16 protein-coding genes are annotated in these 21,577 nt (G+C 64.0%); 4 read left to right on the forward strand and 12 right to left on the reverse strand.

Going from position 1 to position 21,577, the window contains the following annotated elements; genetic code table 11:
* The first annotated feature begins 8 nt into the window (after positions 1-8).
* A complete protein-coding gene (locus HG549_RS23110) occupies positions 9-977 on the forward strand; it encodes a metal ABC transporter ATPase (protein WP_170033070.1) in 969 nt (322 codons plus the stop codon).
* Between the two features lie 137 nt (positions 978-1,114).
* Here the strand turns inward: HG549_RS23110 and hldE are convergent, their stop codons facing one another.
* The 3 genes from hldE to HG549_RS23125 all read right to left on the reverse strand — a co-directional run bounded on the left by hldE (position 1,115) and on the right by HG549_RS23125 (position 5,666).
* Complete coding sequence (gene hldE / locus HG549_RS23115) at positions 1,115-2,536, reverse strand: bifunctional D-glycero-beta-D-manno-heptose-7-phosphate kinase/D-glycero-beta-D-manno-heptose 1-phosphate adenylyltransferase HldE (protein ID WP_170033072.1); 1,422 nt, start codon at positions 2,534-2,536, stop codon at positions 1,115-1,117.
* A gap of 130 nt (positions 2,537-2,666) precedes the next feature.
* Positions 2,667-4,475 (reverse strand): lipid A export permease/ATP-binding protein MsbA, encoded by a 1,809-nt coding sequence (gene msbA, locus HG549_RS23120; protein ID WP_170033074.1) that lies wholly within the window; start codon positions 4,473-4,475, stop codon positions 2,667-2,669.
* A 15-nt stretch (positions 4,476-4,490) separates the two neighbouring features.
* On the reverse strand, positions 4,491-5,666 hold the full coding sequence (locus HG549_RS23125; protein WP_170033076.1) for an O-antigen ligase: 1,176 nt from the start codon (positions 5,664-5,666) through the stop codon (positions 4,491-4,493).
* A 101-nt stretch (positions 5,667-5,767) separates the two neighbouring features.
* On the opposite strand from HG549_RS23125, the gene HG549_RS23130 reads away from it, so the two are divergent.
* Complete coding sequence (locus HG549_RS23130) at positions 5,768-6,373, forward strand: toluene tolerance protein (protein WP_170033078.1); 606 nt, start codon at positions 5,768-5,770, stop codon at positions 6,371-6,373.
* A 3-nt stretch (positions 6,374-6,376) separates the two neighbouring features.
* Here HG549_RS23130 and HG549_RS23135 read toward each other — a convergent pair whose 3' ends face one another.
* The 9 genes from HG549_RS23135 to putP form a co-directional block, all read right to left on the reverse strand.
* On the reverse strand, positions 6,377-7,468 hold the full coding sequence (locus HG549_RS23135; protein ID WP_170033080.1) for a glycosyltransferase: 1,092 nt from the start codon (positions 7,466-7,468) through the stop codon (positions 6,377-6,379).
* A gap of 37 nt (positions 7,469-7,505) precedes the next feature.
* Positions 7,506-8,279, reverse strand: a complete 774-nt coding sequence (locus HG549_RS23140; protein ID WP_170033082.1) for a glycosyltransferase family 2 protein — start codon at positions 8,277-8,279, stop codon at positions 7,506-7,508.
* 59 nt (positions 8,280-8,338) lie between these two features.
* Complete coding sequence (locus HG549_RS23145; protein ID WP_170033084.1) at positions 8,339-9,295, reverse strand: glycosyltransferase; 957 nt, start codon at positions 9,293-9,295, stop codon at positions 8,339-8,341.
* A gap of 46 nt (positions 9,296-9,341) precedes the next feature.
* A complete protein-coding gene (locus HG549_RS23150) occupies positions 9,342-10,745 on the reverse strand; it encodes a PIG-L deacetylase family protein (RefSeq protein ID WP_170034313.1) in 1,404 nt (467 codons plus the stop codon).
* Complete coding sequence (locus tag HG549_RS23155) at positions 10,742-11,638, reverse strand: antimicrobial resistance protein Mig-14 (protein WP_170033086.1); 897 nt, start codon at positions 11,636-11,638, stop codon at positions 10,742-10,744. The genes HG549_RS23150 and HG549_RS23155 overlap by 4 nt, the downstream gene beginning before the upstream one ends.
* Positions 11,638-12,768, reverse strand: coding sequence for a glycosyltransferase (locus HG549_RS23160; RefSeq protein WP_170033088.1), 1,131 nt, complete (start codon positions 12,766-12,768; stop codon positions 11,638-11,640). The genes HG549_RS23155 and HG549_RS23160 overlap by 1 nt, the downstream gene beginning before the upstream one ends.
* Entirely contained in the window at positions 12,752-14,509 is a 1,758-nt protein-coding gene (locus tag HG549_RS23165) for a carbamoyltransferase (RefSeq protein ID WP_170033090.1), read from the reverse strand. The genes HG549_RS23160 and HG549_RS23165 overlap by 17 nt, the downstream gene beginning before the upstream one ends.
* A gap of 236 nt (positions 14,510-14,745) precedes the next feature.
* Positions 14,746-15,582 carry a 23S rRNA (adenine(2030)-N(6))-methyltransferase RlmJ gene (locus HG549_RS23170; protein WP_170033092.1) on the reverse strand — a complete coding sequence of 279 codons (837 nt, stop codon included), beginning with the start codon at positions 15,580-15,582 and terminating at the stop codon, positions 14,746-14,748.
* A gap of 185 nt (positions 15,583-15,767) precedes the next feature.
* Positions 15,768-17,246 (reverse strand): sodium/proline symporter PutP, encoded by a 1,479-nt coding sequence (gene putP / locus HG549_RS23175; RefSeq protein WP_170033094.1) that lies wholly within the window; start codon positions 17,244-17,246, stop codon positions 15,768-15,770.
* A gap of 74 nt (positions 17,247-17,320) precedes the next feature.
* On the opposite strand from putP, the gene HG549_RS23180 reads away from it, so the two are divergent.
* Positions 17,321-17,488, forward strand: coding sequence for a hypothetical protein (locus HG549_RS23180; RefSeq protein ID WP_170033096.1), 168 nt, complete (start codon positions 17,321-17,323; stop codon positions 17,486-17,488).
* Positions 17,489-17,603: 115 nt separating this feature from the next.
* The gene (putA, locus tag HG549_RS23185; RefSeq protein ID WP_170033098.1) at positions 17,604-21,557 is read left to right on the forward strand and encodes a trifunctional transcriptional regulator/proline dehydrogenase/L-glutamate gamma-semialdehyde dehydrogenase; all 3,954 of its coding nucleotides are present in this window, start codon (positions 17,604-17,606) and stop codon (positions 21,555-21,557) included.
* The last annotated feature ends 20 nt before the right edge of the window (positions 21,558-21,577 follow it).

The following is a 21,577-nucleotide window of genomic DNA, read 5'->3' on the forward strand; positions in this document are numbered from 1 at the left end:
GGAGCCTCGTGGCGCGTACGCTGATCCGCAAGAACCCGAGCAACTTCAAGACCCTGCCGCTGCATGTCGAGGCCACGCCCGAGGGGCTGATCTACCAGAGCATCGGCATGCCGCTGAATTTCGCCCAGACCCAACAGCGGCGCAAGGCCATCCAGTTGCCCGATGCGCAGCGCTTCGTGGTGGAACTGGCCAACCTGGGCGTGTCGGTGCGACTGACCTTGCATTGGCAGAACCGTGATTACTGGGTATTGGTACGCCAGCGCCGGCAAGACCGTGGCGATGTGGTGCTGAAGCTGATTTCCGGTTACGTGCCGGCGCAGGAACTGAACCTGCCGTTGCACACTGCGGTGCAGGAAGTGGCCGAGGAATGCCTGTTGGAAACCCCGGAAGGCTGGCTGGGCGGGCGCTTCAACGATACCTGGCTGCCAGTGCCCTACGCCGCTGCCCTGCACTACCGCGAAAACCCACACTTTGTGCTGACCCCGCAGTCCGGTGCTGCGCGCCCGGTGCATTGCGGCAAACTGATGCTGCTGGAGCGGCCACGAGCCTATGTACACCTGCCTACCGCTTCGTTGCAGCTGATTTATGACATGCGCCTGCAGGTACCTCGGGAGGCCAAGAAGCTCAGCCTGTTCCACGTCGATGAGCGGCTCGAAGGTGACCAACTGGTGGCGCGGCTCAACCGCAAACGGCCGGACCTGTACCTGATGCCTTTGCAGGACGGCCAGCCACTGGCCGAGCTGTATACGCTGAAAAAGGATGAGCTGGTACCGGCAAGCACGCGGGGGCTACACCTGGCTGAAAGTTTTGCTCACCAGGAGGGTTGGGTGGTGAAGGAAGAGCGGGTGCGCTGGAAGGATTGGGTGAAGCAGCAGGGGTTAGTGGAAAGCAAGCCGGTGCGGGCCTCGCACCTGCAGCGCTTTGGAGACAAGGCGCGGGCGCTGCTGGAGCGGGCGCGCACTTCGCTGCACAAGTAGGATCCGGGGGCTGCTGCGCAGCCCATCGCGACACAAGGCCGCTCCTACAGGGGACCGCGCAAACCTGGGCGTTGCGCTGCCTGCTGTAGCAGCGGCCTTGTGTCGCGATGGGCCGCGAAGCGGCCCCCAAGGGCAGGTCAGTGCTTGCGGATCTTCTCGACGATCGCCGTGGTCGAGCTGTTCTCGACCAGCCCCAGCACCTTCACGGTACCGCCATAGGCCTTGACGATATCGGCGCCAACCACCTGGTCGATGCCGTAGTCACCACCCTTGACCAGCACATCCGGCTTGACCTGGCTCAGCAGGTTCTCCGGGGTACCCTCCGGGAAGCTGATCACCCAGTCCACCGCGCCCAGCCCGGCCAGTACGGCCATGCGCCGGTCGACGCTGTTGATCGGCCGACCCGGCCCTTTCAGGCGGCTGACCGAGGCATCGTCGTTGACCGCGACGATCAGGCGGTCACCCTGGGCACGGGCCTGCTCCAGGTAGGTGACATGCCCGGCATGCAGGATGTCGAAGCAACCGTTGGTAAAGACGATCTTCTCTTTGTGCGCCCGCGCGTCGTCGATCGCCAACAGCAGTTGCTCCAGGCCCAGCACACCGCGCTCGGAGCCTTCTTCACGCTGGATGGCCCGGCGCAGTTCGGGGGCGCTAATCGCCGCCGTACCCAGCTTGCCGACCACGATACCCGCCGCCAGGTTGGCCAGGGCCACCGCGTGCGGCAGGTCCTCACCGGCAGCGATGGCTGCCGCGAGGGTGGAGATGACGGTATCGCCGGCACCGGTCACGTCGAATACTTCCCGCGCCCGCGCCGGCAGGTGCAGCGCCGGCTGGCCGCTGCGCAACAGGGTCATGCCGTGCTCGCCACGGGTCACCAGCAAGGCCCCCAGGTCCAGATCCTGCAGCAGCTGCAGGCCCTTGGCGACCAGGTCGGCCTCATCGGCGCAACGGCCGACGATGGCCTCGAACTCGCTGAGGTTCGGGGTGATCAGGCTGGCGCCACGGTAGATGGAGAAGTCCTTGCCCTTGGGGTCGGCGAGCACCGGAATGCCCTTGGCCCGGGCCGCCTCGATCAGGCTCTGGTGGTTTTTCAGTGCGCCCTTGCCGTAGTCGGACAGGACCAGCACCTTGACGCCTTCGAGCAGGTTGTCGACCTCGGCGCCCAGCGACAGCGGGTCGGTGGCGAACGGTTCTTCGAAATCGATGCGCAGCAGCTGCTGGTGACGGCTCATGACCCGCAGCTTGACGATGGTCGGCTGGTGCGCGATGCGCTGGAACACCGAGCGCACGCCGGCAGCCTGCAGGCTGTTGGCCAGGCTGTCGGCGGCCTCGTCCTGGCCGGTGACGCCGATCAGCGCCGCCGGTGCACCCAGGGCGGCGATGTTCAAGGCAACGTTGGCCGCGCCGCCGGGGCGATCCTCGATCTGATCGACCTTGACCACCGGGACTGGCGCTTCCGGCGAGATACGCGAAGTACCGCCATGCCAGTAGCGGTCGAGCATGACATCGCCGACCACCAGTACCGGGGCTTGATCGAAACGCGGCATGGACAACTTCATGGGCAACCCATATGGAAATAATGAACAGGGGCAGGATATTAGCACAGGGTTGGCGACGGCTTTACGGCCATATCAGCCCAGGAAAATTCCCGTGACAATCGGGGCCGTGACGGCCCCGATCAACGAAGGTTCAGGTGATATCGGCCTTGGCCGGCTCATCCAGGCCCATGGCATGCAGGCGGGCATAATGGCCATTGGCCGCAAGCAACTCGGCATGGGTGCCGCGTTCGACCAGACGGCCCTGATCCATTACCAGGATCTGGTCGGCCTTCTCGATGGTCGACAGGCGGTGGGCGATCACCAGCGTGGTACGGCCTTGCATCACATGGTCCAGGGCAGCCTGGATATGCCGCTCGGACTCGGTGTCCAGCGCCGAGGTGGCTTCGTCGAGGATCAACAGCGGTGCGTTTTTCAGCAATGCCCGGGCAATGGCCAGGCGCTGGCGCTGGCCGCCGGAGAGCAATACGCCATTCTCGCCCACTTCGGTATCGAAGCCTTTCGGCAAGCGGTCGACGAACTCCTTGGCATAGGCATCGGCCGCAGCAGCTTCGATGTCGGCGCGCGGTGCCCCGGCCAAGTCGCCGTAGGCGATGTTGTTGGCCACGGTATCGTTGAACAGGGTGACGTGCTGGGTCACCTGCGAAACGTGGCGACGCAGGTTGCGCAGGCGGTAGTTCTCGATCTCCACGCCATCGAGCAGGATCTGCCCCTGGTCGTGGTGATAGAAGCGTGGGATCAACGCCGCCAGGGTCGACTTGCCGCTGCCCGAGCGGCCGACCAGGGCGATCATCTGCCCAGGCTCGGCGACGAAGCTGATGTCGCTGAGCACTTCGCGCTCGGTACCGGGGTAGGTGAAGCTCAGGTTGCGCACTTCCAGGCGCCCTTCCACCCGCTCCTTTTCGACGGTACCGGTGTCCACTTCAGGCGTTTCGTCCAGTTGCTCGAAGATGCTCTCGGCACCGGCCAGGCCCTTCTGGATGGTCGAACTGACCTCGGAAAGCTGTCGAATCGGCTTGGGCAGCAGGCCGGCGGCGGTGATATAGGCCACCAGGTCACCGGCAGTGGACTCACCGCGCAGGAACAGCACCAGGAACATCAACGCAGCCATGGCCGAGTAGATCACCAGCTGCAGCATCGGCGTGTACAGCGAGCCGGTCTTGGTCATGCGCAGCTGCTTGTCGGTGTTGCTCTGGCTGGCCTTGGCGAAACGCTGCTCCTCGTAGGCTTCGCCGCCGAAGCTGCGGACCACGCGATAGCCCTGGATGGTTTCCGAGGCGACATGGGTGACGTCGCCCATGGCCACCTGGATCTTCTTGCTCTGCTTGCGGAATTTCTTGCTGGCGACGCTGACCATTACCGCGATCACCGGCAGGATGGCAACCATCACCAAGGTCAGGTGCCAGTTCATCCACAGCAGGTAGGCGAACAGGAACACCACCGTCAGGCCTTCACGGATCACCACCTTGATCGCATCGGTGGCCGCACCGGTGACCATGGTCACGTTGAAGGTGATGCGCGAGATCAGGTGCCCGGAGTTGTGGTTGTCGAAGTAGCGGTTGGGCAGTACCAGCAACTTGTTGAACAACTCCACGCGCAGGTCGTGCACCAGGCACAAGGATACCTTGGCCAGGAAGTAGTTGCCGAGGAACGAACCCAGGCCCTGCCACGCGGCGATCAGGATGATCAGCAGCGGCACCGCCTGCAACAGTTGCAGGTCGCGCAGGTAGGGGACGTTGGGGAACAACACCGCTTCGGGGTTGCTCAGCCCATCGACGAAATACTTGAGGATGCCGGCCAGCATGGGCTGGGTCGAGGCAAAGACCACGAAACCAATGATGCTCAGCAGGAAAATGCCGACATAGGGTTTCACATAGCTCAACAGCCGGAAGTAGATCTTCAGGCTGGAGGTGTGTTCCGCCGGTCGCGGTGTTTCGGCCATTATCGAGCTCGCTGTTCAGGTTGAACCGGAAATTTTACCACAGGCATCATTTTCGGCACGCCCCCATGGCAGCAACATGACCAGGCCCACCGGCAGCCAGCTGATGAACCATTCGGCACGCGGCGTACCGGTGAGGCTGGCGGCATCGAATTGCATGGCCAGCGTCGAGTAGACCCAGAAACCGAGCAGGACCTTGCCGAACAGGGTGCCACGTGCCCGCACGATTTCACCCAGCGTGTACAGCCAAACCATGACCCACAGCAGCATGCCGGGCAGGCCCAGCTCTACAGCGACATGGGTGAACATGTTGTGTGTGTGGTCGAAGTGCATTTTTCCGACCGTCACGTCGTAGGCTGCACCCAGGCCAAGGCCGGTCCAGGGATGCGCGGCAATCATGTCGATCGCGGAATGGAAGATTTCCGGCCGATAGGACGAGCCACGGTGGGCGATGAGGTCATACAGGAAATACAAGGCCAGGCCGGTGGCGAGGGCGGCCAGCATGGCAAACACCCGGCTGTGGCGATCGCGGAACCACAGCGGGGCGAGAATCACCGTGAGCGCCAGGGCGAGCACGGCCCCACGGCTCTGGCTGAGCATGACGAACAGCCCCAGACAAGCCAGGGCCGCCAGCCACGCCAGCTGCAGGCCGCGCTGCTGTGGCGGCTGGTACAGCAGGACAAGCGCGGCCGAACCGATGACGTAGGCGCCCAGGATCGGGTGCGATATTTCGCCGATGCCTTGCAGGCGAGCCAGCAAAGGGAAGCCCTGCATGGCGTAGAAATGAACCACCGAAACCAGTGCAGCAACGGCCAGTAGAGCGCTACCGACCAGCAGCAACTGGCGAATGCGTGCCTGGCCAAGCTGCGCGAGCAACGGGAACGCCAACAGGAACACGAGAATGTAGAGCAGGCGCTTGGCCTCACGTCCCGGCTCTTCGCCCACCGACCATGCCAGGCTCAGCGCGCTCCACGCCAACAGCAACAGCACACTCCCCCATAAAGCGGGCTGACGCTTCCAGGCCTGCACCAGTACCTGCCTGGCAGACCATGCCAGGACCAGCGTCGGCAACCACAGGAACAACACCAGGCCTTGCTGATAGACCTTGTTGCTCGGCGCCAGGGCAATCGCTGCCAGGAACCAGACCAGACCAAAGCCCAACCAGGCCTTCGCCCAGCTTTTCTGATACAACATCCTTTCCCCCGATGAATCAAATACACCATCCAATGGTGCAACAACATTATTTTCGGCATTATTGCCGGTCATTTCGTTCGCCCGATGACAAGGCTCTTTTCATGCAATGCTCCCGGCTCAACCAGGTCGACTTCGATCAGCTGACACTAGGCGCCCAGGTGCTAGAGGCAGATAGCCATGGTGCGAAAGTCTACCTGCTCGCGGATGGTAATTTCCTCAAGGTTTTTCGCAGGAAGCGGCTGATTTCATCTGCACTGCTGCGTCCATACTCGCAACGTTTCGTCGACAACGCCGCACGCCTGGCGCAAATGGGTATTCCTACCCTGCAGGTAATCAGCCAGCACAAGCTCGACCTGCCAGGCCGCACCGCCGTGCTGTATCGGCCGCTGCCAGGGCGCACCCTGTTGCAGATGTCGCGTGATGAAGGGTTCAGCTGGGACGTTTACCTGCCGCGGCTGATCGAGTTGATTCACCAGTTGCACCGCAGCGGGGTGTACTTCCGCTCGTTGCACCTGGGCAATGTAGTGGTCACGCCCGACCAGCAGTTGGGGCTGATCGACGTGGCTGACATGCGCTTCCTGCGCCCGCCGCTGTCGGCGCGCATGGTCCGGCGCAACGTCCAGCACATGGTGCGCTATATCGAACGGGAAAAGCTCGGCGAGCGGTTCCCCCTCGCCGCCTTCGAGGCGGCATTGCTCGCCCGCTGAGCATCAGTTGCGCAACAGGCTGTGGCAACCGCTGCAGAATGCTTGCCAGGCCTGTTCCGGGGCAAGTGCCTGGTGTTGCTGTTCGGCAACTGCGGGGCCATCGAGCGAGGCGCAGCGCTCGATCGCCTCGGCCCAGGCCTGCTCATCACCAACCGGCAGGTAACCACCGGTACTCCCCAACTGCTCGCGAAACACCTGCAGGTCGCTGCATACCAGCGGCACACCGGCCATGACGCCCTCCTGCACCACCAGCCCGAGGCCTTCGGAGCGCGAAGGTATCAGTAGCCAATCGAATGCCCGATACAGCTGTTGCAGATCGTCGCGGTGCCCGCACAGATGAACACGGCCGATAAGGCCCAGGGCGTCGATACGGGCCTGTAACATCCGGTGCAGGGGCCCAGCGCCGACGATCGCCAATTGCAGGCCCGGCTGACGCGCGCTGGCTTTGGCGAACGCTTCGATCAGCATCTCGAAACCTTTGCTGTGCACCAATCGCCCTACGGCCCCCAGCATCACCCCAGCTGTCGGAGGCAATTGCAGGGCCTGCCTGGCCGCCTCCCGGCCCAACAACGGCGCAGCGAAAGCCTGCGGATCAAGCGCCATGCGCAGGGTCTGCACCGGCCTGCCAAGGTCACGCTGCAGCGACTCGGCCAGTGTCTGCGAAACCGCCGCGACGCTCAGGCGCTCAGCGGGCAGCATGCGCAACAGGCGCACGTCACTGGCATCCAGGCGCGTCTCGCCGTGAAACAGCACCTTGGCCCGCACCTGCGGCAGCCGCTGCAAGGTCGGCAACAGCAGGCGCGCCACCCCTACACCGTCGAGCAGGAGGATGTCCGCCTGCGCCGCCACCAGCGCCTTGTGCAGGCGCATGCGCAGCCATGGACGCAGCAGTCGCCAAAGGTGCCGCCCTTTCAGCGCACGTGACGGCAGGTGCCATTCGCGGGTCGACCCAAGCCCGCAACAAAGCCCACTGCCAAGCAGCAACCAGTTACTGATCCGGGCATCGGCGCCAGCGTGCAACAGCACCTGTCGATGCACCTTGTGGATGGACATGTACGGCGCTCCGCCGGCCCACATCACATTGACGATGTTCATGAGTCCTCTCCCGCTCATGTTAGGTGGGACAGCGACATCATTGAACCAGGAGGCTGATACCTACCCCAATCAAGGCACCCGCAACCAGCGTCAATGCCAGTTTCATCCGATCACGTTGACGGCGCCTGGCCTTGCGTTCCACTTCAACGGGCAAGGTCACGTGGTTACCCCATCCGGTGTGCAGCACCGCATCACCTTCCAGGGTCACGGCAGACAGGTTCAGCTCCGCGTAACGACGGGAAAGGGCCTTCTCCCCGGAATAGGCGGCATATGGCGCGCAGCGCTGGTAATCGCTCAACCGGCGCAAGCCCGGGTTGAGCGAAAATGCCTGCCATTCGGCCTTGTCGGAGAGCAGCGGGTAGCAGGGTACGCCGCCGATCGACAAGCGCTCGCCCAGACGAATGTAGGGGCTGTGCACAGCCAGATCGTGGGCATGGCTGCGCAGCCATACTTGCAGGATGTCCGGACGGAGCTCAAGAACGGCGCGGGAATCTTCGACGAAACCCTGGCGATAGAAATGCCAGTCGTCCTCGCAATGGAAGATATAGGGCGTCCTGACGTGGCTGTAGGCCAGGTCGATAGACGGCAGTTGGCCAAGTTTTGGCTGGTTCACGAACACCTTGCAGTGCGGTTTCCAGTGCTCCGGCACAGCGCCATGCACGGCTTCGTCACCAGAATCTTCAGTGATGAAGACCTCACGAATCGGCGCGGTGTTGCAACGGTCGAAACTCTCAAGGGTATCTTTGAGCAGATCGAACCGCCCACAGCTAGTCACGACAAGCGTGACATCACTCTCATTTGAAAAGCGCACCGGACTCCCTCCACGTAGCGACTGTCGATTTTCGCTGTCTAGGACCGAAAAATGTTCGGTTAGATCCCCAGCGTCAGACGCAACCGCTGCCATGCAGACAACGGCGGGTGAGGCCTGAGCGCCGGGCGCATATGGTCGACGATGCTACGTCCAACTGCGGCGAAACTAAAACGGGAAACCGCCAGATGGCGGCCATTTTCAGCAATCCGCCGGGCCAGTTCAGGTTCCGCGCGCAAGCGGCGGAGCTTTTCCTGCAAGGTCGGAATGCTGTCATAGAACACCACGTTGTGCATGTCCTGCAGGCCCAGCGCGCGGTTCTCTTGCTCGCCCTGGTCATATGCCAGCAACACACAGCCACAGGCCATGGCTTCGAAGTTCTTGATCATGTATTCGCCCATGCCGACGTCGGCACTGACGAAGAAGCGGATGCGGTTGAGCGTGTTGCAGTAGTCCTCACCCGACTTGGTGCGGGTCACCACCAGGTTCTCGACCCGGCCCAGCTCGTCCAGCAGCGCCTTGCGGCCGCTGTAGGCCACGCTGTTGGTGCTGCCGACAAAGGCCAGTTCGATGTCACGCTCACGCCCCTGGTCACTCAGCAACTGCTCGTCGTAGCCCTTGGGCACGAACACGGCATCGAAACCTTCCTGGCGCAGGCGCTCGCTGACCATGTAGCCAGAGCTGATCACTCGCGCCCATGGCAGCTTACGGTAGTGCGCACTGAATTTGCCGGTGTATTTGCACGGGATGTAGTTCTGGTAGGCGTCATGCTCGAGGATGACCAGATTCGGCACCGTGCGGATGAACGCCGCCTGGCGAATCTCCTGCTTGAAACGCAGGAAGAACACGATGCGGTCATAGCGCTCGACCTGCACTTCCCGCTTGAAATAGCGGCGCAGGTTGCGCTGGTCTTCGCTGGTCAGCCAGCGCAGGTCGCATTCGCAGTTGGCCGCGACGCCATCGTACAGGCGGTCAAGAATCGCCCGCTGTTCCTTCTGCACCAGAAATAGGACTTTCATTGCTTTCCTTGGGCGCTCTGCGCCATCGCGGTCAACCATGGGGAGGCTACAGCTCACGCCGCCAGAACAGTTCATGTCGGCGCACGGCCTTGCGGAAGAATTCGTTCTCCCCGTAAGGCGATGGCCGCCGCCCGGCCAGCCAGCGTTGCAACACGCGGCGCACACGGCGCTTGAACGGCGCCGGCGGCTGCAGGTCGTGCATCATGCCCAGGGCCATGGCCTTGTCACGCTGGGTCGGCAGGTCCAGCACCAGGCTGCAGGGTGCCCAGGCCTGGTCCGCGCGCAACTGCGGTGGCAAGGCGACGCCATCGCCACTGTTGCCCATCGGCCAGCGGTCGTTGTCATGCAGGTGGTTGGCGTAGCAAAGCACGGTTTGCGGCTGCCAGGCCAGGCCTTGCAAGGCCTCCAGCACTGCCGCCTGGGCGCAGATGTGGTCAGGGTGCGGGTCGAGCTGCGGGTGTGGCATCACCAGCACCTGCGGCCTGGCCATTTCCAGCACGGCCCGCAGGTCGGCCAGCAGGTTGTGCCAGGTCGGCGCACCATCAGCGTCGGCCGGCATCGGGAACGGGTTGAACTGGCGGAATACACGGACATCGGCGAGCTCGGCCTCACGAGAGGCAACCGGCTGGTCTGGCGCGGCCTGCATGGCAGGCAGCTGCAGGCAGAAATAGCCCAGCTGCACGCAACGCGACTCTGGCACACCGGCCCAGCGTGGCACGGCGATACTGTCCCAGGCCCGCAGGCGGCCCTTCAACCGCGCAGCCTCGGCCTTGGCCAGGCCCATCTGCTGGTAGTGCTCAGCCTCGATTTCACCGGCGGTCAGGGTCACCACCCAGGCTTCGTCGGCCTGGCTGTAGAGGCCGTAAGCGGCCAGCTCGGCATCATCGGCATGCGGCGCGATCACCATCACCCGCCGCCGCTGCAAATCAACCGCCGGGGTTATCCACAGGCGCGGCTGGCCGAGCAAGCGACAATGGCGGCCCCGCAGGCGCAACGAGCCGCTTTGCAAAGGCGTGGCCAGGCCGGTCAGGTTGAGAAAACGCATACCATCGACACCGCGCTCGAAGGTTTGCCGGTCGCCCTGCCCACCGGCCAGCAGTTCGACGATCGGGTCGAAGAAACGCCCCAGCCAGGTACTTTTTACCCGCAGTTCGAGAACCAGGGTTTCGTTGCCTTGCAGCACGCAGTCGGCCTTGAGCAGGCCACCGTCCAGGCTGGCGGCAACCGCCCGGGCCTGATCGCCGAAATCGTAGGCGTAGTCCTCGCCAGGCGCATAGAACAGATGGTCGGCAAACCAGGCTTCGTGGCCCGCCCACAATAGCGGCAACAGCAGCAGCGGCAGCCACCACCAGCTGAATAGCCCCAGGGCGATCAGCGCGACCAGGCCCACCAGCAAGCCCAGGCGCTTGTTGCGCCGATGGCGCTTGAGCAACTGCTGCTTGCGGCTCACGCCTGATACACCGGCACGGGGTTGCACCAGCGGTCCTTGTATTCGCGGTCGGCACGGCCGAACGAGAACCGCAGCGGCTTGTTGCGCGCACGGGCGTCCTCCCAGGCGGCCTGGGTATTGAGGAAGCTCAGTACGCTGCCAGGGCTGAAGGCCTTGGTTTCCGGGTCGACGCCACCATTGATGTACTCCACGCTGAGCCACTCCGGCGCTTCGACACGGTATACCAGCTGGATCGCAATCGGCTTGCCGTCCAGCAGCAGCACCGAGCCGATCAGCAGCTCGTGCAGGCGTTCCAGTACGTCAGCCATGCGCTCGGCACCGGTGGCCGGGAAGCCCCAGCGGCGCTGGAACAGCTCGCAGTACATGCTGGCAATTTCCTGCGCGGTGAAGTCGCTGATCGGGCGCACCACGCCGCCCGCCTCCTCCAGCAGGCGCAGCTCGCGGCGCTGGTTGTAGCGGAACTTCTTCGACAGGTCTTCCGGGGCGCGAGCCATGGCCAGCTGTTCCTTCTGCACCTTCAGGCCACTGAAACGACCCTGGTTCAGTTCGGACAGGTAGCGCGCCGCATGGCGCAACGGCGCCGCGGCATCGGCCGCCGCCGGCAGGATGATCTCGGCATTGCCCAGGTCGAACAGGGCTTTCTTGCCGGCACGCTTGAGCACCTCCTTGGACAGCGCCAAGTGGCGCCCCCAGGTCGGGATGGCAGCCCTCAGCTCACCGGCCTGGTACCAGCCCAGATAACGCACCGGGATCTGCGCCAGGTCGGCCAACTGTTCGACGACCCGCGGATGGGTGGCGACACTGCCGCCAAAGCGCGCCCATGCCTCGGCGTAGGCCGTGGCGTCGATGGCTTGCCAACCGCGCTCGCGGAAAGCCTGGATACGGTTGAGCATCAGGCCTTCCCTACCAGTGAGCGGACCTGTGGCAGTTGCCAGAAGGCCTCGCGCACCGCCTGGTCGGAGAAACGCTCACGCAGGCGCTGCAGCATGTGTTCGGCACAGGCCTGGCGCTGCGCCACATCGAGCACGGCCAGGTGCTTGAGGCCTTGGGCCAGCTGCCCGGCATCGCCGAGCGGGAACAGCACGCCAACCCCTTCGACCACTTCGCGCGCACCGCCACAGGCCGTGGCCAGCACTGGAACACCGGCAACCATGGCCTCGAGCAGGACCATGCCGAACGGCTCATGGTCGGAACTGAGGGCGAACACGTCGAACGCCTGGAAATAACGGCGCGCGTCCGGCACCTGACCAAGGAAATCGACCTGCCCGGCAATGCCCAGCTCGGCGGCCAGCGCCTTGAGCCTGGCCTCCAGGCGGCCCTTGCCGAGGATCGCCAGGCGTGCGCCAGTCGGCAGCCCCGGCAGCGCTTCGGCAAAGCCACGCAACAGGGTGGCCTGGTCCTTGTCCGGGTGCAGGCGCCCGACATTGCCGACAATCCACGCCTGCGCATCCAGGCCCAGGGCCTGGCGAGCCTCGGCGCGCGGCACCAGGGCCGCTTGCAGGGCGTCGATATCGATGCGGTTGTACAAGGTCTGGATACGCTCTGCCGGCCACTGCGGCAGACAGCGGCGCATGTCATCACGCACGGCGTCCGACACCCCGAGCAGGCTCAAGCGCTTGCTGAACAGGTTGGCGAACAGCCGGCGGCCCTTGCGCTGATAGTCGCCGAAGGCATGGTGCACGCCAATCACCGGCAGGCCGGTACCGAGCAGCGCCACATAGATCGGCTTGAAACGATGGGCAATGCAGAAGGCGAAATTGCGCTCGGCCGCTATCCGCCGCAACGCGCGGATAGCGCCGAGCTTCAGGCCACGCACGGCCTTGGAGCTGAACTCGAGGAACAGTACCTCGTCCGACGCACAGCCGGCCGCCACTTGCGGGTCGGCAGCACCGGTGAGGAACACCGTGGTCACCTGGTAGCCATGCCCCTGGAATAGGCTGGCGTATTGACGGGCACAGTCCAGGAACGGCCCGTCATAGCCATGGCAGAACTGCAGGATGCGCGGTTCAGAGCGGCTGGTCATACGCGGCCGCACCGTCCTTCACAACCAGGATGTCTTCCATGATCAGGTACTGCAGGTCCGAGCCGAAGAACATGTTCAAGGCGTCGGTCGGCGAGCAGATCATCGGTTCACCACGGCGGTTCAGCGAGGTGTTGAGCGACACGCCGTTGCCAGTGAGGTCTTCCAACGCCTTCATCATGTCGTAGTAGCGCGGGTTGTATTCGCGCTTGAGCACCTGGGCCCGCGACGTGCCATCCTCGTGGACGACTTCCGGCACGCGGGTCTTCCACTCTTCAGCCACTTCGAAGGTGAAGGTCATGAACGGCGCCGGGTGGTCGACCTTGATCATCTGCGGGGCGACGGTGTCGAGCATCGACGGGCAGAAAGGTCTCCAGCGCTCGCGGAACTTGATCTGCTCGTTGATGCGGTCGGCCACGCCCGGCACGCTCGGGCAACCGATGATCGAACGGCCACCCAGGGCACGCGGACCGAACTCCATGCGCCCCTGGAACCAGGCCACCGGGTTGCCATCGACCATGATCCGGGCGATGCGCTGCGGCATGTCGTCGAGCTTGCGCCACTTCGGCGCGTTCGGGTGGCGGGCACAGGCGGCGATCACGTCCTCGTTGGAGTACGACGGGCCGAGGTAGACGTGTTCCATCTTCTCGACCGGCACGCCACGGGCGTGGGAAACGTAGGCGGCAGCACCTACAGCGGTACCGGCGTCACCGGAAGCGGGCTGCACGAACAGCTCCTTCACATCGGAACGGGCGATGATCTTCTGGTTGAGCTTGACGTTCAGTGCGCAGCCGCCAGCGAAGGCCAGCTTGCCGGTTTCCCGCAGGGTGTCGCCCAGGTAATGGTCGATCATCTGCAGGGCGATTTTCTCGAACAGCGCCTGCATGCTGGCCGCGTAATGGATGTAGGGCTCGTCGGCGATGTCGCCTTCGCGCTTGGGGCCCAGCCATTCGATCAGCTTCGGCGAGAAGTAGAAGCCCTTGCCCTTCTCTTTATAGCGGCGCAGGCCGATCACGTTGGCGTATTCGGTGTTGATCACCAGTTCGCCGTTTTCGAAGCTGGCCAGGCGCGAGAAGTCGTACTTGCTGGCATCGCCATACGGCGCCATGCCCATGACCTTGAACTCGCCGTCGAGCATCTCGAAGCCGAGGAACTCGGTGATTGCCCCGTACAGGCCACCCAGCGAATCCGGATCGAAGAATTCCTTGATCTTGTGGATCTTGCCGTTTTCGCCATAGCCAAAGAAGGTGGTGGCGTACTCGCCTTTACCGTCGATGCCGAGGATCGCGGTCTTTTCCTTGAAGCCCGAGCAGTGGTAGGCGCTGGAGGCGTGGGCCAGGTGGTGCTCGACCGGCTCGATCTTGACCTTTTTCGGGTCAAAGCCCAGCTGCTCCAGGCACCAGACGATCTTCTTGCGGTAGCGCTTGTAGCGGCGGTTGCCCATCAGGATGGCGTCGAGGGCCCGGTCCGGGGCGTACCAGTAACGCTTGGCGTAGTGCCAGCGTGCCTTGCCGAACAGGCTGATCGGGGCGAACGGGATGGCTACCACGTCGACATCGGATGGCTTGATGCCGGCCTGCTCCAGGCAGAACTTCGCCGACTCGTAGGGCATGCGGTTCTTCGCATGCTTGTCACGCACGAAGCGCTCTTCTTCGGCGGCGGCAATCAGCTTGCCGTCAATGTACAGGGCCGCGGAAGGGTCATGGCTAAGGGCGCCGGACAGGCCAAGAATCGTCAATGCCAAGGGATCAGCCTCTTCATTCGGTAGAAATGCGCCAGCGGCCCATTGGGCGGGTGGCGGCTAAAGGGCGGGATTATAACGCAAACATCACGAACTGCGCGGTCGTTGTAGGAGCGGCCTTGTGTCGCGAACGGGCCGCAAAGCGGCCCCAGGTTTTCAGCTTCGCCGCAAATATTGCCGGGGCCGCGTTGCGGCCCATCGCGACACGAGGCCGCGCTTACAGGGGATCGCGGTGCAGCCTACTCGGCGATCAGCCAGTCCATGCGGAAGCTGCCGGCGGTCTGCGCCAGCTCCTTGGCCAGCCATGGCAGCAGCTCGCGCAGTTCTTCCTCCAGGCCCCACGGCGGGTTGGCGATGGCCAGGCCGGAACCATTGAGGCCCTGCGGGCTGTCCTGGTGGTGCACGTACAGCTCGACCCGCAGCAGTTTCGGTGCGCCAGTGCTGGTCAGGTCCTGGTAGAAACGGGTCAGCGAACGCTGGTCCTTGATCGGATACCAGATGGCCGCGACCGTCTGGCGCATGCGGCTGATCGCTTCTTTCATCGCCGTGGTGCAGCGCTTCAATTCATCAGCCTGCTCGAACGGCGGGTCGATCAGCATGATCGCGCGCTTTTCCTGCACCGGCAGCAGGGCGCGCGGCACATGCCAACCTTCGCCCAGGTGCACGACCACGCGCGGGTCCTTCTTCATGTTTTCCTTGAGCAGCGGCCCGTCTTCGGGGTGCTTCTCGTTGAGCAGGGCGCGGTCCTGCTGGCGCATCAGGCGGCGGGCCAGCTCGGGCGAACCAGGGTAATAGCGCAGCTCGCCATCAGCATTCAGGCGCTTGATGATGCGCAGGTAGTCAGCGGCCATGGCCGGCAGGTCATCGCGATTCCACAGGCGGGCCACCCCTTCCAGGTATTCGCCGGTGCGGGTTGCCTGGTCACCTTGCAGGTCGTACAGGCCGAGCCCTGCGTGGGTGTCGATGTAGGCGAACGGCTGCTCCTTGCGCGACATCAGGGCGATGAGGCGGGTCAGCACGATGTGCTTGAGGACGTCGGCGTGGTTGCCGGCGTGGAAGGCGTGACGATAATTCATGGCAACTCCTGCGGGGGTGGCAAGTTTACCTTGCCTTGCAGGCGGAGTCAGGCCTGCCTGTCGATCGGCGGGGGCTGCTTCGCGGGCTTGCCCGCTCCCACACGGCCTGCACAGACCTCAAATGCTGTGGAGTTCCTGTGGGAGCGGGCAGGCCCGCGAAGCAGGCGCCGCCGATTCAACCGGTATTACTTGTCAGCGTGATACGCCGCATCAGCCGTTTCGAAGCGCTGGACCATCGCTTTCGAAGGACTGCCCAGCTTGCTCACCACGACGATGGCGATGCTGGCGAACAGGAAGCCCGGGATGATCTCGTACAGCCCGAGGGTGTCGAAGTGCTTCCACAGGATCACGGTCAGCGCACCGACCACGATACCGGCCAGCGCGCCGTTACGGGTCATGCCTTTCCACAGCACCGAAATCAGCACCACCGGGCCGAATGCGGCACCGAAACCGGCCCAGGCGTAGGCCACCAGGCCCAACACGCGGTTTTCCGGGTTGGCGGCCATGGCGATGGCGATCAGGGCCACGGCCAGCACCATCAGGCGACCGACCCACACCAGCTCGACCTGCGAAGCGTTCTTGCGCAGGAAGGCCTTGTAGAAGTCCTCGGTCAGGGCGCTGGAGCACACCAGCAGCTGGCAGCTCAGGGTACTCATGACGGCGGCCAGGATGGCCGACAGCAGCACACCGGCGACCCACGGGTTGAACAGGATCTTGGCCAGCTCGATGAACACACGCTCGTGGTTCTCGGTGACCGGGCCAGCCAGATCAGGGTGAGCCGAGAAGTAGGCGATGCCGAAGAAGCCCACGGCACAGGTACCGGCCAGGCACAGGATCATCCAGGTCATGGAGATGCGACGAGCTTTGGCGATCGACTTCACCGAATCGGCGGCCATGAAGCGCGCCAGGATGTGCGGCTGGCCGAAGTAGCCCAGCCCCCAACCCATCAGCGAAATGATGCCGATGAAGGTCGCGCCCTTGAACATGTCGAAGTGAGCCGGGTTCACCGCCTCGATAGCGGCGAAGGTCTGATCGAAGCCGCCGGTGGAAATCAGCACGATCACCGGGGTGAGGATCAGCGCGAAGATCATCAGCGATGCCTGCACGGTATCGGTCCAGCTCACCGCCAGGAAGCCACCAATGAAGGTGTAGGCAATGGTCGCCGCCGCACCGGCCCACAGGGCGGTTTCGTAGGACATGCCAAAGGTGCTTTCGAACAGGCGGGCACCGGCAACGATGCCGGAAGCGCAATAGATGGTGAAGAACACCAGGATCACGATGGCCGAAATGATCCGCAGCAGGCCGCTGTGGTCTTCGAAACGGCTGGAGAAGTAGTCCGGCAGGGTCAGTGCATCGCCGTTGTGCTCGGTCTGCACGCGCAGGCGGCCAGCGACGAACAGCCAGTTCAGGTAGGCGCCGACGGTCAGGCCGATGGCAATCCAGGCTTCGGACAAACCGGCGAAGTAGATGGCGCCCGGCAGGCCCATCAGCAGCCAGCCGCTCATGTCGGAAGCACCGGCGGAGAGCGCGGTAACCACGCTGCCCAGGCTGCGACCGCCAAGGATGTAATCGGAAAGGTTCTTGGTGGAGCGATAGGCCGCGAAGCCGATCAGCACCATTGCCGCGATGTAGATCACGAACGTGATCGTTAGTGGGTTGCCCATATGTGTGCCCTGGCGTTTGTTTTTATCTCATGCACAACCGCAGCCATGGCGGTTGCACCCAGGCGGCGAATGCTATGCAACAACGCGAAGCGGGTGCAACCATTTTTCACCTGCAAGTTGCACCTGCCAGCGCATTTTCCGATAAAGCCCGTTTTTTGCTCCTTTTTGGAGCAATGAGGGCGTTTTTCAGAATAAAACGCACCGAAAAAACGCCTTTTCAGCGGGCACGGCCGAGCAGCTGACGAGTTGCACCTTTTTCATCGAAAATTAGGGTTGCACCTGGTTGCACCCGAATTGTCCTACAGCTACTCTTGGCGCCAGCTTAGGCCACAGCCGTGGCAATAACGAGGATAAGAAATGGCGACGACCACCCTTGGGGTCAAACTCGATGACCCGACCCGTGAGCGACTCAAGGCAGCTGCGCAGTCCATCGACCGCACGCCGCACTGGTTGATCAAGCAAGCGATCTTCAACTACCTGGAGAAGCTCGAGGGTGGTGCCACCCTGACCGAACTCAACGGTCACGCCAGCAACCTGGCCGACGACGCCGGCGAAATCCAGCCCGACCACAGCCACCAGTGCTTCCTCGAGTTCGCCGAGAGCATCCTGCCGCAGTCGGTGCTGCGCTCGGCGATTACCGCCGCCTACCGCCGCCCCGAACAGGAAGTGGTGCCGATGCTGCTGGAGCAGGCTCGCCTGAGCGCCCCGCTGGCCGAGGCGACCAACAAGATGGCCGCAGGCCTTGCGGAAAAACTGCGTAACCAGAAGAGCGCCGGCGGCCGTGCCGGTATCGTCCAGGGCCTGTTGCAGGAGTTCTCGCTGTCGTCCCAGGAAGGCGTGGCACTGATGTGCCTGGCCGAAGCCCTGCTGCGCATCCCCGACAAGGGCACCCGTGACGCGCTGATCCGCGACAAGATCAGCACCGGCAACTGGCAGCCACACCTGGGCAACAGCCCGTCGTTGTTCGTCAATGCCGCCACCTGGGGGCTGCTGCTGACCGGCAAGCTGGTCTCCACCCACAACGAATCCGGCCTCACTGCCTCGCTCACCCGTATTATCGGCAAGAGCGGCGAGCCGATGATCCGCAAGGGCGTCGACATGGCCATGCGCCTGATGGGCGAGCAGTTCGTCACTGGCGAAACCATCGCCGAAGCCCTGGCCAACGCCAGCCGCTTCGAATCCAAGGGCTTCCGCTATTCCTACGACATGCTCGGCGAAGCCGCACTGACCGAGCATGACGCGCAGAAGTACCTGGCGTCCTACGAGCAGGCCATCCACTCGATCGGCAAGGCCTCCCATGGCCGTGGCATCTATGAAGGCCCGGGTATCTCGATCAAGCTGTCGGCCCTGCACCCGCGCTACAGCCGCGCCCAGTACGAGCGCGTGATGGAAGAGCTGTACCCGCGCCTGCTGTCGCTGACCCTGCTGGCCAAGCAGTACGACATCGGCCTGAACATCGACGCCGAGGAAGCCGACCGCCTGGAGCTGTCGCTCGACCTGCTCGAGCGCCTGTGCTTCGAACCTTCGCTGGCCGGCTGGAACGGTATCGGCTTCGTCATCCAGGCCTACCAGAAGCGCTGCCCTTATGTGATCGACTACGTCATCGACCTGGCCAAGCGCAGCCGCCACCGCCTGATGATCCGCCTGGTGAAAGGCGCCTACTGGGACAGCGAGATCAAGCGCGCCCAGGTCGAAGGCCTGGAAGGCTACCCGGTCTACACCCGCAAGGTGTACACCGACGTGTCCTACGTGGCCTGCGCCCGCAAGCTGCTGGCCGTGCCTGAAGCCATCTACCCGCAGTTCGCCACCCACAACGCCCACACCCTGTCGGCCATCTATCACATTGCCGGGCAGAACTACTACCCGGGCCAGTACGAGTTCCAGTGCCTGCACGGCATGGGCGAGCCGCTGTACGAGCAGGTGGTCGGCAAGATTTCCGAAGGCAAGCTGAACCGCCCGTGCCGTGTCTATGCACCGGTCGGCACCCACGAAACGCTGCTGGCCTACCTGGTGCGTCGCCTGCTGGAAAACGGCGCCAACACTTCGTTCGTCAACCGCATCGCCGACCATTCGATCTCCATCCAGGAGCTGGTCGCCGACCCGGTCGCCAGCATCGAGCGCATGGGCACCCAGGAAGGCAGCATCGGCCTGCCGCACCCGCGCATCCCGCTGCCGCGTGAGCTGTATGGCAGCGAGCGGGCCAACTCGGCCGGCATCGACATGGCCAACGAACATCGCCTGGCGTCGCTGTCCTGCGCCATGCTGGCCACTGCCCACAACGACTGGAAAGCCGCCCCGCTGCTGGCCTGCGCCGCCAGCGAGAGCGCTGCCGTCGCCGTGCTGAACCCGGCGGACCACCGCGACGTGGTCGGCCACGTGCAGGAAGCCACTGTCGCCGACGTCGACAACGCCATCCAGTGCGCATTGAATGCCGCACCGATCTGGCAGGCCACCCCGCCAGCCGAACGTGCTGCCATCCTGGAACGCACCGCCGACCTGATGGAAGCCGAGATCCAGCCGCTGATGGGCCTGCTCATCCGCGAAGCCGGCAAGACCTTCGCCAACGCCATTGCCGAAGTGCGCGAAGCGGTAGACTTCCTGCGCTACTACGCGGTGCAGGCACGCAACGACTTCAGCAACGACGCCCACCGCCCACTGGGCCCGGTGGTGTGCATCAGCCCGTGGAACTTCCCGCTGGCGATCTTCACCGGCCAGGTGGCCGCGGCCCTGGCCGCCGGTAACCCGGTGCTGGCCAAGCCGGCCGAGCAGACCCCGCTGATCGCCGCCCAGGCCGTGCGCCTGCTGCTGGAAGCCGGCATTCCGGAAGGCGTGCTGCAACTGCTGCCAGGCCGCGGCGAAACCGTCGGTGCCGGCCTGGTCGGTGACGAGCGCGTCAAGGGCGTGATGTTCACCGGTTCCACCGAAGTCGCCCGCCTGCTGCAGCGCAACGTCGCCGGCCGCCTGGACAACCAGGGCCGACCAATCCCGCTGATCGCCGAAACCGGTGGCCAGAACGCGATGATCGTCGACTCCTCGGCGCTGACCGAGCAGGTGGTGATCGACGTGGTGTCCTCGGCCTTCGACAGCGCCGGCCAGCGTTGCTCGGCACTGCGCGTGCTGTGCCTGCAGGAAGACTCCGCCGACCGCGTGATCGAAATGCTCAAGGGCGCCATGGCCGAAAGCCGCCTGGGTAGCCCGGACCGCCTGGCCGTGGACATCGGCCCGGTGATCGACGCCGAAGCCAAGGCCGGCATCGAGAAGCACATCCAGGGCATGCGCGAGAAAGGCCGCCCGGTCTACCAGGTGGCGATTGCCGATGCTGCCGAGATCAAGCGCGGTACCTTCGTCATGCCGACCCTGATCGAACTGGAAAGCTTCGACGAACTGAAGCGTGAGATTTTCGGCCCGGTGCTGCACGTGGTGCGCTACAACCGCCGCAATCTGGACCAGTTGATCGAGCAGATCAACAACTCCGGTTACGGCCTGACCCTCGGCGTGCACACCCGCATCGACGAGACCATCGCCAAGGTGGTGGAAACCGCCAATGCCGGCAACATGTACGTCAACCGCAACATTGTCGGTGCCGTAGTTGGCGTGCAGCCGTTCGGTGGTGAAGGCCTGTCCGGCACCGGCCCGAAAGCCGGCGGCCCGCTGTACCTGTACCGCCTGCTGTCGACCCGCCCGGCGGACGCGATCGGCCGCCACTTCCAGCAGCAGGACGGCGAAGGCAAGCCGGACCGCAGCCTGCACGAGCAGCTGATCAAGCCGTTGCACGGCCTGAAAGCCTGGGCCGAGAGCAACCAGCATGCCGACCTGGCCGCGCTGTGCAGCCAGTTTGCCAGCCAGTCGCAGAGCGGCATCGCCCGCCTGCTGCCAGGCCCGACCGGCGAGCGCAACAGCTATACCATCCTGCCGCGTGAGCACGTGCTGTGCCTGGCTGACAACGAAGCCGACCTGCTGGCGCAGTTCGCCGCAGTGCTGGCTGTAGGTAGCTCGGCGGTGTGGGCAGACGGCGAACCTGGCAAGGCCCTGCGCGCTCGCCTGCCGAAAGAGCTGCAGGCCAAGGTCAAGCTGGTGGCGGACTGGAGCAAGGACGAAGTGGCGTTCGACGCCGTGATCCACCATGGCGACTCGGACCAGCTGCGCGGCGTGTGCCAGCAGGTGGCCAAGCGTGCCGGGGCGATCGTCGGTGTGCACGGGCTGTCCAGCGGGGATCATCAGATTGCGCTGGAGCGCCTGGTGATCGAGCGGGCGGTGAGTGTGAACACTGCGGCGGCGGGTGGTAACGCCAGCCTGATGACCATTGGCTGATGGCTGAGGGTTGTTGAAGA

The sequence above is a fragment of the Pseudomonas sp. SK genome, assembly GCF_012975065.1.
Taxonomy (GTDB): domain Bacteria; phylum Pseudomonadota; class Gammaproteobacteria; order Pseudomonadales; family Pseudomonadaceae; genus Aquipseudomonas; species Aquipseudomonas anuradhapurensis.

Bases quoted from the DNA above. Each gene is read 5' to 3' on its own strand.
- hldE (WP_170033072.1), bottom strand. From the start codon at position 2,536: ATGAAGTTGTCCATGCCGCGTTTCGATCAAGCCCCGGTACTGGTGGTC.
- msbA (WP_170033074.1), bottom strand. From the start codon at position 4,475: ATGGCCGAAACACCGCGACCGGCGGAACACACCTCCAGCCTGAAGATC.
- HG549_RS23125 (WP_170033076.1), bottom strand. From the start codon at position 5,666: ATGTTGTATCAGAAAAGCTGGGCGAAGGCCTGGTTGGGCTTTGGTCTG.
- HG549_RS23130 (WP_170033078.1), top strand. From the start codon at position 5,768: ATGCAATGCTCCCGGCTCAACCAGGTCGACTTCGATCAGCTGACACTA.
- HG549_RS23135 (WP_170033080.1), bottom strand. From the start codon at position 7,468: ATGAACATCGTCAATGTGATGTGGGCCGGCGGAGCGCCGTACATGTCC.
- HG549_RS23145 (WP_170033084.1), bottom strand. From the start codon at position 9,295: ATGAAAGTCCTATTTCTGGTGCAGAAGGAACAGCGGGCGATTCTTGAC.
- HG549_RS23155 (WP_170033086.1), bottom strand. From the start codon at position 11,638: ATGCTCAACCGTATCCAGGCTTTCCGCGAGCGCGGTTGGCAAGCCATC.
- HG549_RS23160 (WP_170033088.1), bottom strand. From the start codon at position 12,768: ATGACCAGCCGCTCTGAACCGCGCATCCTGCAGTTCTGCCATGGCTAT.
- HG549_RS23170 (WP_170033092.1), bottom strand. From the start codon at position 15,582: ATGAATTATCGTCACGCCTTCCACGCCGGCAACCACGCCGACGTCCTC.
- putP (WP_170033094.1), bottom strand. From the start codon at position 17,246: ATGGGCAACCCACTAACGATCACGTTCGTGATCTACATCGCGGCAATG.
- HG549_RS23180 (WP_170033096.1), top strand. From the start codon at position 17,321: ATGCAACAACGCGAAGCGGGTGCAACCATTTTTCACCTGCAAGTTGCA.
- putA (WP_170033098.1), top strand. From the start codon at position 17,604: ATGGCGACGACCACCCTTGGGGTCAAACTCGATGACCCGACCCGTGAG.